This is a genomic window from Pseudomonas sp. NPDC086581 (assembly GCF_044746165.1).
GTDB lineage: Bacteria > Pseudomonadota > Gammaproteobacteria > Pseudomonadales > Pseudomonadaceae > Pseudomonas.
Map to the genome: position 1 here is coordinate 45,948 of NZ_JBIVBR010000016.1, position 13,475 is coordinate 59,422.

General features: G+C 66.3%; 10 protein-coding genes. 8 read left to right on the plus strand and 2 right to left on the minus strand.

What is annotated here, in order from left to right; translation table 11 throughout:
* Positions 1-79 precede the first annotated feature (79 nt).
* The 6 genes from ACIPK7_RS26385 to ACIPK7_RS26410 all read left to right on the plus strand — a co-directional run bounded on the left by ACIPK7_RS26385 (position 80) and on the right by ACIPK7_RS26410 (position 8,078).
* Entirely contained in the window at positions 80-1,675 is a 1,596-nt protein-coding gene (locus tag ACIPK7_RS26385; protein WP_192430169.1) for an FAD-binding oxidoreductase, read from the plus strand.
* 4 nt (positions 1,676-1,679) lie between these two features.
* A complete protein-coding gene (locus ACIPK7_RS26390) occupies positions 1,680-3,254 on the plus strand; it encodes a glycerol-3-phosphate dehydrogenase/oxidase (RefSeq protein WP_401091180.1) in 1,575 nt (524 codons plus the stop codon).
* A gap of 26 nt (positions 3,255-3,280) precedes the next feature.
* Positions 3,281-4,840: an FGGY-family carbohydrate kinase gene (locus tag ACIPK7_RS26395; protein WP_192430167.1), complete on the plus strand. Its 1,560-nt coding sequence runs from the start codon at positions 3,281-3,283 to the stop codon at positions 4,838-4,840.
* A gap of 79 nt (positions 4,841-4,919) precedes the next feature.
* The gene (gene yegS / locus ACIPK7_RS26400; RefSeq protein WP_401091182.1) at positions 4,920-5,840 is read left to right on the plus strand and encodes a lipid kinase YegS; all 921 of its coding nucleotides are present in this window, start codon (positions 4,920-4,922) and stop codon (positions 5,838-5,840) included.
* A 113-nt stretch (positions 5,841-5,953) separates the two neighbouring features.
* Entirely contained in the window at positions 5,954-6,883 is a 930-nt protein-coding gene (locus ACIPK7_RS26405) for a chemotaxis protein CheV (protein ID WP_192430165.1), read from the plus strand.
* A gap of 385 nt (positions 6,884-7,268) precedes the next feature.
* Entirely contained in the window at positions 7,269-8,078 is an 810-nt protein-coding gene (locus tag ACIPK7_RS26410) for an MOSC domain-containing protein (protein ID WP_401091184.1), read from the plus strand.
* A gap of 120 nt (positions 8,079-8,198) precedes the next feature.
* On the opposite strand, the gene ACIPK7_RS26415 is transcribed toward ACIPK7_RS26410, so the two are convergent.
* Both ACIPK7_RS26415 and ACIPK7_RS26420 read right to left on the minus strand, forming a co-directional pair.
* Entirely contained in the window at positions 8,199-8,579 is a 381-nt protein-coding gene (locus ACIPK7_RS26415) for a lysozyme inhibitor LprI family protein (protein WP_401091186.1), read from the minus strand.
* A 62-nt stretch (positions 8,580-8,641) separates the two neighbouring features.
* On the minus strand, positions 8,642-10,567 hold the full coding sequence (locus ACIPK7_RS26420; RefSeq protein ID WP_401091188.1) for a transglycosylase SLT domain-containing protein: 1,926 nt from the start codon (positions 10,565-10,567) through the stop codon (positions 8,642-8,644).
* Positions 10,568-10,777: 210 nt separating this feature from the next.
* Between ACIPK7_RS26420 and ACIPK7_RS26425 the strand changes: the two genes are divergently transcribed.
* Together ACIPK7_RS26425 and ACIPK7_RS26430 are read left to right on the plus strand one after the other, a co-directional pair.
* Complete coding sequence (locus ACIPK7_RS26425) at positions 10,778-12,691, plus strand: ATP-binding cassette domain-containing protein (RefSeq protein WP_401091190.1); 1,914 nt, start codon at positions 10,778-10,780, stop codon at positions 12,689-12,691.
* Between the two features lie 62 nt (positions 12,692-12,753).
* Positions 12,754-13,440, plus strand: a complete 687-nt coding sequence (locus tag ACIPK7_RS26430) for a DUF6901 family protein (protein WP_151187751.1) — start codon at positions 12,754-12,756, stop codon at positions 13,438-13,440.
* The last annotated feature ends 35 nt before the right edge of the window (positions 13,441-13,475 follow it).

Sequence of the window (13,475 nt, forward strand, 5' to 3'; positions counted from 1 at the left end):
GGCTAGTATAGGCAGCCATCAAGCGGCACCGAAATAGCAATCGAAATTGCAGACAGAGACCTGGATAAAAGGAGCGGGCATGCGACGCTGGAACGGCTGGGGTGAAGAAACGACGGTGGTGGAATTGCCCGATAACGGGCGTGCATTTCTCGCCGAACTGGTTGGCCCCGGCCTGACGCTGCCGGACGCGACGCTGGAACAGGTGTTGGCCAGGGTGCCGGCTTCGCGCCTGCCTGAGCACCCACTGGTGGTGCGCGAAGCCCGCGACCGTCTGCTGCACGCCCGCGGCCAAAGCCTGCCGGATTGGCTGGCGATGCGCGAAGGCGACTTCGGCGTGTTCCCCGATGGCGTGGCCTACCCGCAGACCGCCGAGCAGATCCGCGAGCTGCTGAAATTCGCCGAGCTCTGGGACTGCCTGGTGATCCCTTACGGCGGCGGCACCTCGGTGGCGGGCCACATCAACCCGCCGTCGTCCGACAAGGCGGTGCTCACCGTTTCCCTTGAGCACATGAACCGCCTGCTGGAACTGGACGAGCAAAGCCTGATCGCCACCTTCGGCCCCGGCGCCAACGGTCCGCAGGTGGAAAGCCAGCTGCGCGCCCGTGGCTACACCCTGGGCCACTTCCCGCAGTCCTGGGAGCTTTCCACCCTCGGCGGCTGGGTCGCCAGCCGCTCCAGCGGCCAGCAGTCGCTGCGCTACGGGCGCATCGAACAACTGTTCGCCGGTGGCACCCTGGAAACCTTCGCCGGCAGCCTGGATATTCCGACCTTCCCGGCATCTTCCGCCGGCCCCGACCTGCGCGAAGTGGTTATGGGCTCCGAAGGCCGCTTCGGCATTCTTTCCTCGGTGAAGGTGCGGGTGACGCGTATCGCTGAGGACGAACGCTTCTACGCAGTGTTCCTGCCGTCCTGGGAGCAGGCACTGGAAGGCATCCGCACCCTGACCCAGGCGCGTGTACCGCTGTCCATGCTGCGCCTGTCCAATGCCGTGGAAACCACCACCCAGCTCGCGCTGGCCGGTCATCCGGGGCAGATCGCCTGGCTGGAGCGCTACCTGAAGCTGCGCGGAGCGGCCGAGGGCAAGTGCATGCTGACCTTCGGCGTCACCGGCGACCGCGCCCAGAACGCGACTTCGCTGCGTGCCGCGCGGCGAATTCTCAAGGCCTTCGGCGGCGTGTTCACCGGCACCCTGTTGGGCAGGAAGTGGGCACAGAACCGCTTCCGCTTCCCCTACCTGCGCGAGGCGCTGTGGGAGAACGGCTACGCGGTCGACACACTGGAAACCGCCACCGACTGGTCCAACGTCGATAACCTGCTGAGCCGCATCGAAGCCAGCCTGCGCGAGGGCTTGGCCGCGGAGGGCGAACGCGTGCACGTGTTCACTCACCTGTCGCACGTTTACGGCGAGGGCTCGAGCATCTACACCACCTACGTGTTCCGCCCGGCGGCCAGCTACGCGGAAACCCACGAGCGCTGGCGCAAGCTCAAGCACGCCGCCAGCCAGACCATCGCCAACAATCGCGGCACCATCAGCCACCAGCACGGCGTGGGCAAGGACCACGCTCTCTATCTGCCGGTGGAGAAGGGCCCGCTGGGCATGGCCGCGATCAAGGCGCTGGCCGGGCATTTCGACCCGTCCGGCCGGTTGAACCCCGGCACCCTGCTGCAGGACTGAGCCCATGGGCTGGAATGCGACGTGGCGCGCCAAGGCGCTGCCGGAGCTGGCGGAGCGCGACTGGGACCTGATCGTGGTCGGCGGAGGCATCACCGGTGCCGGCATCCTCCGTGAAGCCGCACGGCGCGGCTGGCGTTGCCTGCTGGTCGAGCAGCGCGACTTCGCCTGGGGCACCTCCAGTCGCTCGTCGAAGATGGTCCATGGCGGCCTGCGTTACATCGCCAAGGGCCAGTTCGGCCTGACCCGCGACTCGGTGCGCGAGCGCCAGCGCCTGCTGGGCGAGGCGCCAGGGCTGGTCGATCCGCTGAGTTTCATCATGCCGCACTACCAGGGCGGCTTCCCCGGCCCGCGGGTGTTCGGCACGCTGCTGTCGCTGTACGACGCGCTGGCGGGGCGTCGCAACCACCTGTTCCATCGCTTGGAGGAGCTGCGCTACCTGGCGCCGGGCTTAAGGGAAGATCGCCTGCTCGGCGGCACGCGCTTCCAGGACGCAGTCACCGACGACGCACGCCTGGTGATGCGCGTGCTCGGTGAGGCGCGCGCCGAGGGCGGCGAAGCGTTGAACGGATTGAAGGTGATCGAACTGGATCGCCGCGCCGGCCGTGTCCAGGGGCTGGTGGCCGAGGACAGCGAAAGCGGCGAGCGCTTCACCTTTCGCGCGCGTGCCGTGGCGCTGGCCACCGGCGCCTGGGCCGATGCCTTGCGGCAGAAACACAGTAGCGAGCACATCCGCCCGCTGCGCGGCAGCCACCTGTTGCTGCCGGCCTGGCGCCTGCCGGTCGCCCACGCCTTCAGCTTCATGCACGGGCAGGACAAGCGCCCGGTGTTCGTCTTTCCCTGGGAAGGCGCGACCGTGGTCGGCACCACCGATCTCGATCACCGCGACACGCTGGACGACGACGCCGCCATCAGCCGCGAGGAAGTGGATTACCTGCTGGCCGCCTGTGCGCAGCAATTCCCGTCTGCCCAGATCAGCGCGGCGGATGTGCGCTCCACCTGGGCCGGCGTGCGCCCGGTGGTCAGCGATGGCGCGCCATCGCTCAAGCCCTCGGACGAAAAGCGCGAACACGCGCTGTGGGTCGAGCCCGGCTGCGTGACCCTGGCCGGCGGCAAGCTCACCACCTTCCGCCTGCTGGCGCTGGAGGTGCTCGCCGCCTGCGCACCGATGCTGGAGCGCTCGCTGGAGGCGGCAGGAGAACAGGTCTTCGAGCCTGTCGACGCAGTGGATCTACCCGGGCTGACCCCGCCGCAGCAGACCCGTCTGCGCGGTCGTCATGGTCGCGCATTGCCGGAGCTGGCGCGGGTACTGAAAACCGTGGGCAGCGAGTGCATCGGCCATACCGATTCACTCTGGGCCGAACTGGCCTGGGCGGCGGAAGGCGAGTTGGTGCTGCACCTGGACGACCTGCTGCTGCGCCGTACCCGGGTCGGCCTGCTGCTGGCCGACGGCGGCGCCCACGAACTGCCGAGAATTCGCGCGCTGTGCCAGCCACGCCTGGGCTGGGACGACCCGCGCTGGAAACGTGAAGAACAGGACTATCTGGCGCTGTGGCGTCGCTGCTACAGCCTTCCAAACTGACCGAAGCCCCACTGACCAAGAGCCCCATGGATAACAACAACTACCTGCTGGCCATCGACAACGGCACCCAGAGCGTGCGCGCGCTGCTCTTCGATCTCCAGGGCAACCTGGTGGGCAAGGGTAAGGTCGAGCTGGAAGCCTATTTCTCCTCGCAGCCCGGCTGGGCCGAGCAGCACCCGGACTATTATTGGGAACAGTTGGGCGAGGCCTGCAAACGTCTATGGGCCAGCGTCGATATTGACCGCAGCCGTATCCGTGGCGTCTCGCTGACGACCCAGCGCGGTACAGTGATTCACGTCGACCAGGCAGGCCAGGCCCTGCGCCCGGCGATCATCTGGCTCGACCAGCGCCGCGCCGAACTGGAGGGCTCGATCAAGGGCCCCTGGGGCTGGCTGTTCAAGCTGGTGGGCGCGCAGGGTGCGGTGGATTATTTCCGCACCCAGGCCGAAGTGAACTGGGTTGCCCAGCAGCAGCCGGACATCCACCAACGCACGCACAAGGTGCTGCTGCTCTCCGGCTTCCTCACTCAGCGCCTGTGCGGACGCTACGTGGACTCGATCGCCGGCAGCGTTGCCTACCTGCCGTTCGACTACAAGAAGCTGCAATGGGCCGCGCCGCGCGACTGGAAATGGCAGGTGCTGGATGTGCGCCGCGAGCAGTTGCCAGAGCTGTTCAAGCCCGGCGAGAAGCTGGGCGAGATCACCGCCGAGGCCAGCCGCCTGACCGGGATTCCCGAAGGCCTGCCGCTGATCGCCGCCGGCGCCGACAAGGCCTGCGAAGTGCTCGGCGCGGGCGCCATCGACCCGACCGTGGCGTGCCTGTCCTACGGCACCACTGCGACCATCAACACCACCCGCTCGCGCTACCTGGAGACTATTCCGCTGATCCCGCCGTACCCGGCGGCGATTCCCGATCACTTCAACACCGAGGTGATGATCTACCGCGGTTTCTGGATGGTCAGCTGGTTCAAGCGCGAGTTTGGCCTGCGCGAGATGCAGCGTGCGCAGGAACTGGGCGTCGAGCCGGAGAAGCTGTTCGACGAACTGGTCAACAGCGTGCCCGCCGGCTCCATGGGCCTGATGCTGCAACCCTACTGGACGCCGGGCATCCGCGAACCAGGGCTGGAGGCCAAGGGCTCAATCATCGGTTTCGGCGACGTGCACACCCGAGCGCATATCTACCGCGCCATCCTCGAAGGGCTCGCGTATGCGCTGCGCCAGGGCAAGGAGCGTATCGAGAAGCGCTCCGGCACCCGCATCCAGCGCCTGCGCGTGGCTGGCGGCGGTTCGCAGAGTGACGCAGCGATGCAGCTCACCGCCGACATCTTCGGCCTGCCGGCGGAGCGCCCGCACGTCTACGAAGCTTCCGGCCTGGGCGCGGCCATCGATTGCGCGGTGGGGCTGGGGCTCTATCCGGACTTCACCAGCGCCATCGCCGCCATGACCCGCGTCGGTGACGTCTTCCACCCGCACCCTGAGGCGCAGCGCACCTACGAGCGGCTTTACAGCGAGGTCTACCAGCGCATGTACAAGCAGCTCAAGCCGCTGTACCAGAGCATCCGGGAGATCACCGGCTACCCCGCCTGAGTCGCAAATCAAGTGGGAGGAATTCCCCTCGCGCTAGTCTGAGTCCATATCCAATGGACTCACCGGGAGGAAAACCGCCATGACGCAACCCAAGGCCCTGCTGATCCTGCATGGCAAGCAAGCCGCCAACGACGAGGTGCGCGCCGCAGTGCTGGCCACGCGCGAGGCGGGTCGGGCGCTGGATGTCAGGGTGACCTGGGAGGGCGGCGACGCCCGGCGGCTGGTGGAAGAGGCGCTGGCGGCGGGCTACACGACGCTGATCGCCGGCGGCGGCGATGGCACCGTGCGCGATGTTGCCGAGGCGCTGGCCCAGGCCGGCGGCAAGGCCAGCCTGGCGATCCTGCCACTGGGTACCGCCAATGACTTCGCCCGCGCCGCCGGCGTGCCGCTGGAACCGGCCGCCGCCCTGGCGCTGCTGGACGTGCCGCCGCGCCCCATCGACCTGGGCGAAGTGGACGGACAGATGTTCCTCAACATGGCCACCGGCGGCTTCGGTTCGAAGGTCACCGCCAACACCCCGGAAGACCTGAAGAAGCTGCTCGGCGGCGCGGCCTACCTGCTCACCGGGCTGACGCGCTTCTCAGAAGTGCATGCGGCGCAGGGGCGATTCACCGGGCCGGACTTCAGCTGGGAAGGCGAGTTCCTTGCTCTGGGCATCGGCAACGGCCGGCAGGCCGGTGGCGGACATATGCTCTGCCCACAGGCGACGGCGGACGATGGATTGCTGGATGTGAGCATCCTGCCGACGCCGCAGGACATGGTCGGCACTCTCGGCGCACTGCTCGGCGGTGGCTTCGGCACCCAGGACGTATTCGTCCGCGCACGCCTGCCCTGGGTCGAGGTGGAGGCCCGCGAGGGACTGGACGTCAACCTTGACGGGGAGCCACTGGAGGGCCGCAAGCTGCGCTTCGAGGTGCGCCCGGCGGCGCTCTCGATGCACCTGCCGGCGGATTCGCCGCTGCTCTCGGCCACTGGGCGGCTCGGCACGCCGAAGGGCTGATCGCGCTGGCCCCGATGAAGTGAGTCGGGCATGATGGCGCACGGCCATTATCCAGTTTGCCTGGATGCGGCCGATAGCGTTCACGCACGACTCATTCCGAATCTGGAGCAGGCATGGCCGGTATTCTCGACACTGTCGATCAACGCACCCAACTGGTAGGCGAGAACCGCCTGGAAATCCTGGTCTTCCGCCTGGCCGGGCGGCAGCAGTTCGCGATCAACGTGTTCAAGGTGCAGGAGGTGCTGCAGCTGCCGCGCCTGACCCTGATCCCGCAGCGCCACCCGATGATCTGCGGGGTGATCAACCTGCGCGGCCAGACCCTGCCGGTGATCGACCTGTCGCGCGCCATCGGCATGCGCGCACTGACCCCGGATGCCAGCAGCACCATCATCGTCACCGAGTACAACCGCTCGGTGCAGGCCTTCCTGGTGGGCGGGGTGGAACGCATCCTCAACCTTAACTGGGAGTCGATCCAGCCGCCGCCCGGTGGCGCCGGCCGCCAGCATTACCTGACGGCGATCACCAAGGTGGAAGACCGCCTGGTGGAGATCATCGACGTCGAAAAGGTGCTGGCCGAGATCGTGCCGATGAACACTCGCGTCTCCAGCGACCGCCTGGACGACAAGCTGCTCAGCCAGACCCGCGGTCGCGAAGTGCTGGTGGTGGATGACTCCAGTGTCGCTATTTCCCAACTGCGCGACACACTTGGCCAACTCGGCTTGCGCCTGCACGTGGCCACTGACGGTCTGCGCGCGCTGCAACAGCTCAAGCGCTGGGCCGACGAAGGCCACGACATGGAAGACAAGCTGCTGATGGTCTTCACCGACGCCGAGATGCCGGAAATGGACGGCTATCGGCTGACCACCGAGATCCGCAACGACCCGCGCCTGCGTGACCTCTACGTGGTGCTGCACACCTCGCTGTCGGGCAGCTTCAACGACGCCATGGTGAAGAAGGTGGGCTGCGACGATTTCCTCTCCAAGTTCCAGCCGGACCAACTGGTGGAAGTGGTGCGTCGGCGATTGCAGAAAATCCCGGCCTGATTCAACCCGGCTCTTCGTAGGAGCGAGCTTGCTCGCGAACGAACTTCGCCGGACTTACAGGAATCAAGCGGTTCGCGAGCAAGCTCGCTCCTACAGGGAAAAGCCGGTCCCGCTCTTGTAGGAGCAAGTGTCTTCTTCTGAAAGTTCGTGCCTGCATTCCCTCTCCCCAGCCCTCTCCCTGAAGGGATAGGGCTGGGGAAAGGGGCTCCCAGCGCAGAGGTTTCCAGATTGGAGCGGAGCATCTTCGCGAGATCCCTTCTTCCTGCTCCGTCAGCGTCAGGCGTATCTGCAGGGGCGGCCCATGCCCGCGACCGAAATGCCCATTGCTCGACGCCCGTCCCACGCCGTATAAGGTCGCTTTCGCCTGCATGAAAGGAAGCTTCCCATGTACAGCCTGAGCGCGCTCTACCGCTACCCGGTCAAATCCACGGCCTACGAGCCCCTGGAATCGGTCCGCCTGGACGCATTGGGCCTGGAAGGGGATCGACGCTGGTTGGTGGTGGAAGCGTCCAATGGCCGCTTCCTGACCCAGCGCCTGCTGCCGCAGATGGGTCGCATCGAGGCGCGCTGGCAGGATGGCTTCGCCGCCTTGCGCCTTCGCGCGCCGGGTATGGATGACCTGCTGGTGAATGTGCCCGGCCGCGACGACAACCTGCGCGGCGTGCTGATCTGGCGCGACATGCTGCAAGTGCCGGACGCCGGCGATGAGGCCGCGCAGTGGCTGAGCAGCTTCCTCGGCCGCGACGTGCGTCTGGTGCAGATGCCCGAGCAGCGCGCGCGCCAGGTGGATACCGCCTACGCCGAACCCGGTGAGCAGGTGCATTTTGCGGATGGCTTCCCGCTGCTGCTGATCGGCCAGGGTTCGCTGGATGATCTGTCGGCCAAGGTCGGTCGCCCGCTGGAGATGCTGCGCTTCCGCCCGAACCTGGTGGTCACCGGCGCCGAACCCTTCGCCGAAGACGGCTGGAAGCGCATCCGCATCGGCGAGGTCAGCTTCAAGGTGGCCAAGCCCTGCTCGCGCTGCATCCTCACTACCATCGACCCGCACACCGGCGAGCGCGATGCCGCCCGTGAGCCGCTGGCGACCCTGCTGAGCTATCGCAACGTCAATGGCGAAGCCCTGTTCGGCCAGAACCTGATTGCCCTGAACGGCGGAGTGCTGCGCGTGGGCATGGACGTGGAAGTCCTGGAGTAGGTGGGGGATTCCCAGTAGGAGCGAGCTCGCGAACCCGCTTGAGGCCAATGCGTCAGGCGAGGAGCGTTCGCGAGCAATAACGATGGCGTCCCCCTCGCTCCTACAGGAAGCTCTAGGGCGTTACAGCTTGCCGTCGACGCAACCGGTGCTCTGGCACTCGCGCTCACGCTCGCGCAGCACGGCCAGGCGTTCGTTGGTCTTGTCCACCGCGCATTGCAGGTTGACGAAGTAGCCGCCGTCGCGCTCGTAGCTGCACTGGGCGTCGCGGTCCTTGATCCAGGCAATCTGGCTCTTCTTCAGCGCAGCCTTCTGGCCGTCATTGAGCATCTTGCGCAGGGTGCCGAATTCATTGTTCAGCTCGCGGTCCACCTGGGCGTATTCGGTGCTCAGGCAGTACACGCTGTCGAAGGCGTTGCGCGGCTTCTCGCAGGCGGCGAGGGCATGGCCTGTGCTGAGCAGGCCGGCGGCCAGGACGGTGACGGAAAGCAGGGTCTTGCGCATGGGAACTTCCTTTTCCTTGAGGGGATGAAGACCGCCCGGCGGGTGCCGGGCGGGTGAGTGGATCAGAGTTCGTCGAAGAAGCGTTCGTGCCAGTCGACGATGGGCTGCGGGGCGTTGAGCTTCTGCCCGTAGATCACCGCGTAGGACAGCACGTTCTGCACGTAGGAGCGCGTCTCGTCGAACGGAATGGTCTCGACCCAGACGTCGAAGGCCAGGTGACGCGCATCCTTCAGCCACTGGCGCACACGGCCGGGGCCGGCGTTGTAGGCGGCGGTGGCGAGCACACGGTTGCCGTTGAACTGGCCATGCACCTGGCTCAGGTAGGCGGCGCCGAGCTGGATGTTCACGTCCGGCACGATGAGTTGCTGCGGCGAGGCCAGCGGGATACCGAACTTGCGCGAAGTTTCCTTGGCGGTGGCCGGCATCAGTTGCATCAAGCCGGTGGCGCCGACGCCGGAGCGCGCATCGGACATGAAGGCGCTTTCCTGGCGGGTGATGGCGAACACCCAGCTGGAGTGCAGGCCGCGATTGCGCGCCTCGCGCACCAGGGTGTTGCGGTAGGCCATGGGGAAGCGGATATCGAGATCGTCCCAGTATTTGGCTTGGCTGATCGCGCGGATGGCCGGGAAGTACCACTGCATGTCGTAGGCGATCTTCGCCTGGGCCAACAGCTCGTCGTGGCTCAGGTGGCGGGCAGCGTGATACCACTCGCGTCGGGCGTTGATGATCTCGCCGCGGGCATAGAACTCCAGGGCGCGGCGGGTGCTCGGCGCGTTGCGCACGCGCTGCATCGTGCCGGCATCGGGCGAAACAGGTCGATTGTTGAGCTGGTAGGGCGCGTTGATCCGGTCGGCGGCGAGGAAGCCGTAGAAGTCACGCTCGCCGGCCACCGGCTGGTACAGGCTGATGGCCTGCTTGTTCTGCGGCTGCGCCAGTTGCAGCGAGCGTGCCTGCCAGTATTTCCAGCGGTTGGTCTCGGCCAGCGACGGCGGCAGGGCGCGGGTCAGTTCGTAGGCTTCTTCCCAGCGTCCCAGGCGCAGCAGCAGGCGCAGGCGCCATTCGGTGACGGTGTCGTCGCGCAGTTGCGGGTCGTACTTGACCATCATCGGCAGCGCGCGCGGATCATAGCGGCGCGCCAGACTCAGGCCGATCTCGCGGGCGATGGAGACTTTCTCGTCGGTGGAGAAGGGCAGCACCGAGCTGTAGTAGTCGAGCAGGCTGATGGCCTTTTCCGGATCCTGCTTGGCGAGGCGGCGCAGGCCCAGGCCGACGACGTCGGCGGTGGCGTGGTCACGGGCGCCGAAACGGGTGGTCTGGCTCAGCTGCGCAGGGTTCTGCGCCACGTTGACCATAAGCGCGCCCTGGCTGCCGAGGGTCGGCAGGCGCTTGGAGAGCACGCTGGCGAGGCTGTAGTTGCCTTTCTCGGCGGCCAGTTTCAGGCGCTTCCAGACCTTCTCCTCGGTGAGCTGGCCGTCGGCCTGCCACAGGGCGAAGGTCGTGTCGCAGGCATCGGGCTGCGGCTTGCCGACCAGCCAGAGCTTCTCGGCGGTGGCGTAGCCGTCGGCCTTGTTGCCGTGGCCCAACTGGTACTGGCCGTAGAGGCAGTCCAGCTCGGTGAAGTTCATCTTCGGGTCGTAATAACGGACGAAGGTGTTCCAGTCGCCGCGATCGGCCAGCTGGCGCATCCAGCGCAGCTTCAGCCAGTTGATCTGCGGCAGGTCCCCGTGCTGCTCGATGAAGCGCTCGATCTCGGCGTTGCTGGCGCTTTTCAGGCGGTTGGTCAGCTCGTCGTAGGCCAGGTACGGTTGCAGCGGATAATCGGCCAGTGCCGATTGGTAGCTGAAGTACGGGCCGCTGTCGCCGCGTGCCAGGGCCTTCTGCGCCTCGTCGTACATCTGGCGCTGCTGGGGCAGGGACGCTGCGTTGGCTGTCGAAGCGGACAGGCTGAGGATCAGGCAGGAAAACAGTGAGAAAAGGCGACCGCGCATGGCTCTTCCGGGAAGATGATCGGTGGGCGCTGGATGGCGCGCGCCCGCTGCCGGGTAGCTTAGCCTGTTGCGCGCGGGGGGTGAAAGCGCCACCAGGGCTGCCTGGCTCAAAGGCGGACGAATGTCTCGCCCCGGCACTTTGTCCGCACCCCTCTGACTTTTCCGCGCTTTCCCTTAAACTGCGCGCCCTGTTTTACGGAAGATGCCCTCATGACCCTGCTCAAGTTAACCGACGTGTCCCTCGCCTTCGGCACCACTCCGCTGCTGGATAAGGTGTCCTGGCAGATCGCTCGCGGTGAGCGGGTCTGCATCATCGGCCGCAACGGCACCGGCAAGTCGAGCATGCTCAAGCTGGTCAAGGGCGAGCAGAAGCCCGATGACGGCGACATCTGGCGCGCCCCGTCGCTGAAGATCGGTGAGCTGCCGCAGGAACTGCCGCGCGCCGACGATCGCACCGTCTACGACGTGGTCGCCGAAGGCCTGGCCGAAGTCGGCGAACTGCTGGCGCGCTACCACCATCTGAGCATGCACATCGAGAGCGAAGAAGACCTGAACAAGCTGGCGCACGTCCAGCAGGACCTCGAAGCCCGTGACGGCTGGCGCCTGGGGCAACTGGTGGACACCACCCTGAGCCGCCTGCAGCTGCCGGCCGACAAGACCCTCGCCGAGCTCTCCGGTGGCTGGCGCCGCCGCGTGCTGCTGGCCCAGGCGCTGGTGGCCGAGCCCGACCTGCTGCTGCTGGACGAGCCGACCAACCACCTGGACATCGGCGCCATCGCCTGGCTGGAAAACGCCCTGGCGGACTTCCCCGGCGCCGTGCTGTTCATCACCCACGACCGCTCCTTCCTGCAGGCCGTGGCGACCCGCATCCTCGAGCTGGACCGCGGCCACCTAATCGACTGGAATGGCGGCTACGCCAGCTTCCTCGTCCATAAAGAGCAGGAACTGGCGGCGGAAGAGGCAGCCAACGCGCTGTTCGACAAGCGCCTGGCCCAGGAAGAAGTCTGGATTCGCCAGGGCATCAAGGCCCGCCGCACCCGTAACGAAGGCCGCGTGCGCGCGCTGAAGGCGATGCGCAACGAACGCGCCGAACGCCGCGAGCGCCAGGGCAAGGCCAGCTTCCAGATGGAGACGGCCGAGAAGTCCGGCAAGCAGGTAATCGTCGTCGAGAAGGCCGGCTTCGCCCATCCGGGCGGCCCGGCGCTGATCCGTGATTTTTCCCTGGTGCTGCAGCGCGGCGACCGTATCGGCCTGCTCGGCGCCAACGGCACCGGCAAGACCACGCTGCTCAAGCTGCTGCTGGGCGACCTGCAGCCGACTTCGGGCAGCGTCAAGGAAGGCACCCGACTGGAAGTGGCTTATTTCGACCAGCTGCGTCACCAGCTGGAGCCGGAAAAGACCGTCATCGACAATATTTCCGAAGGTCGCGAATTCATCACGATCAACGGGCAGAATCGCCATGTCCTCAGCTACCTGGGCGACTTCCTGTTCTCCCCGCAGCGCGCCCGGACCCCGGTGAAAGCGCTCTCCGGTGGCGAGCGGGCACGCCTGTTGCTGGCGAAGTTGTTCAGCAAGCCAGCCAACCTGCTGGTGCTGGACGAACCGACCAACGACCTGGACGTGGAAACCCTGGAACTGTTGGAAGAAGTGCTGCTGACCTTCGATGGCACCGTACTGATGGTCAGCCACGACCGGGCCTTCCTCGACAACGTGGTGACCAGCACCCTGGTGTTCGAAGGCGAAGGGCGCGTGCGCGAATTCGTCGGTGGCTACCAGGACTGGCTGCGCCAGGGCGGCTCGCCCAAGTTGCTCGGCGTGGGTGAGGAGAAGGGCGATAAGCCCGCTGCCGCACCTGTCGCTGAAGTGCCTGTGGCGGCACCGGCTGCGGTGGAAGCGGCGGCGCCGAAGAAGAAGCTGAGCTACAAGCTGCAGCGTGAGCTGGAAGCCATTCCCGGGCTGATCGAGGCCCTGGAGACGGAAATGGCCACGCTGCAGGCAGAGACAGCGTCGCCGACGTTCTACCAGCGTCCGCCGAGCGAGGCGCAGGCGGTGCTGGATCGCCTGGGGGCGCTGCAAGGGGAGCTGGACCAATTGATCGAACGCTGGGCCGAACTGGAGGAGTGATCCGTTCGGTCCGGTGATGTGCCCGTGCGTATCGCTGATCTAAGACTGTTAGGGATGGCCGAATGGCAATCGAGTACCGCATCACCCTGGATGATGAGCACGAGTTCAGTTACCGCATCGAGCTGGAGCGCCAGTACGACGCCGAGATAGCCGCCCAGACGCCACGCTGGACGCGCCTGGAGAACAACCGTTGCAGCAACTGCCCGCTGAATCCGGCGCAGTACAGCCACTGCCCGGCGGCGGTGGACCTGCACCGGGTGATCGAGGATTTCCGTGGTTTGCCGGCCTTCAAGAAGGTCTCGGTGCAGGTACGCACGCCGGAGCGCGAGTACATCAAGCACGCGGGGCTGGAAGAGGGCCTGCGGGCGCTGCTCGGGGTGATCATGGCGACCAGCGCCTGCCCCTTGTTGGGCAAGCTCAAGCCGATGGCGCAGCAGCACCTGCCGTTCGCCAGCAACCAGGAGTTCATCCTGCGCGCGGTGTCGCTGTACCTGATGCGCCAGTACTTCAACTTCCGTGAAGGGCGGCATGCGGATTGGGAGCTGAAGGGGCTGGTGAAGCAGTTCCAGCAGTTGCAGCTGGTGAACCAGGCGTTCTGGCAGCGAATTCACGAGACCTGCGACGGCGACTCGAACCTGAAGGCTTTCCTCAGCTTCTTCTCCATGGCGTCGAGCATGAGCTACTCGCTGGAGGCGCAGTTACAGAAGGTGCGGCCGCTGCTGATGAGCGGCGACATGCTCGGGGCCTGAAACGAAGCGGGCCCCGCAGGGCCCGCTCTCTACCC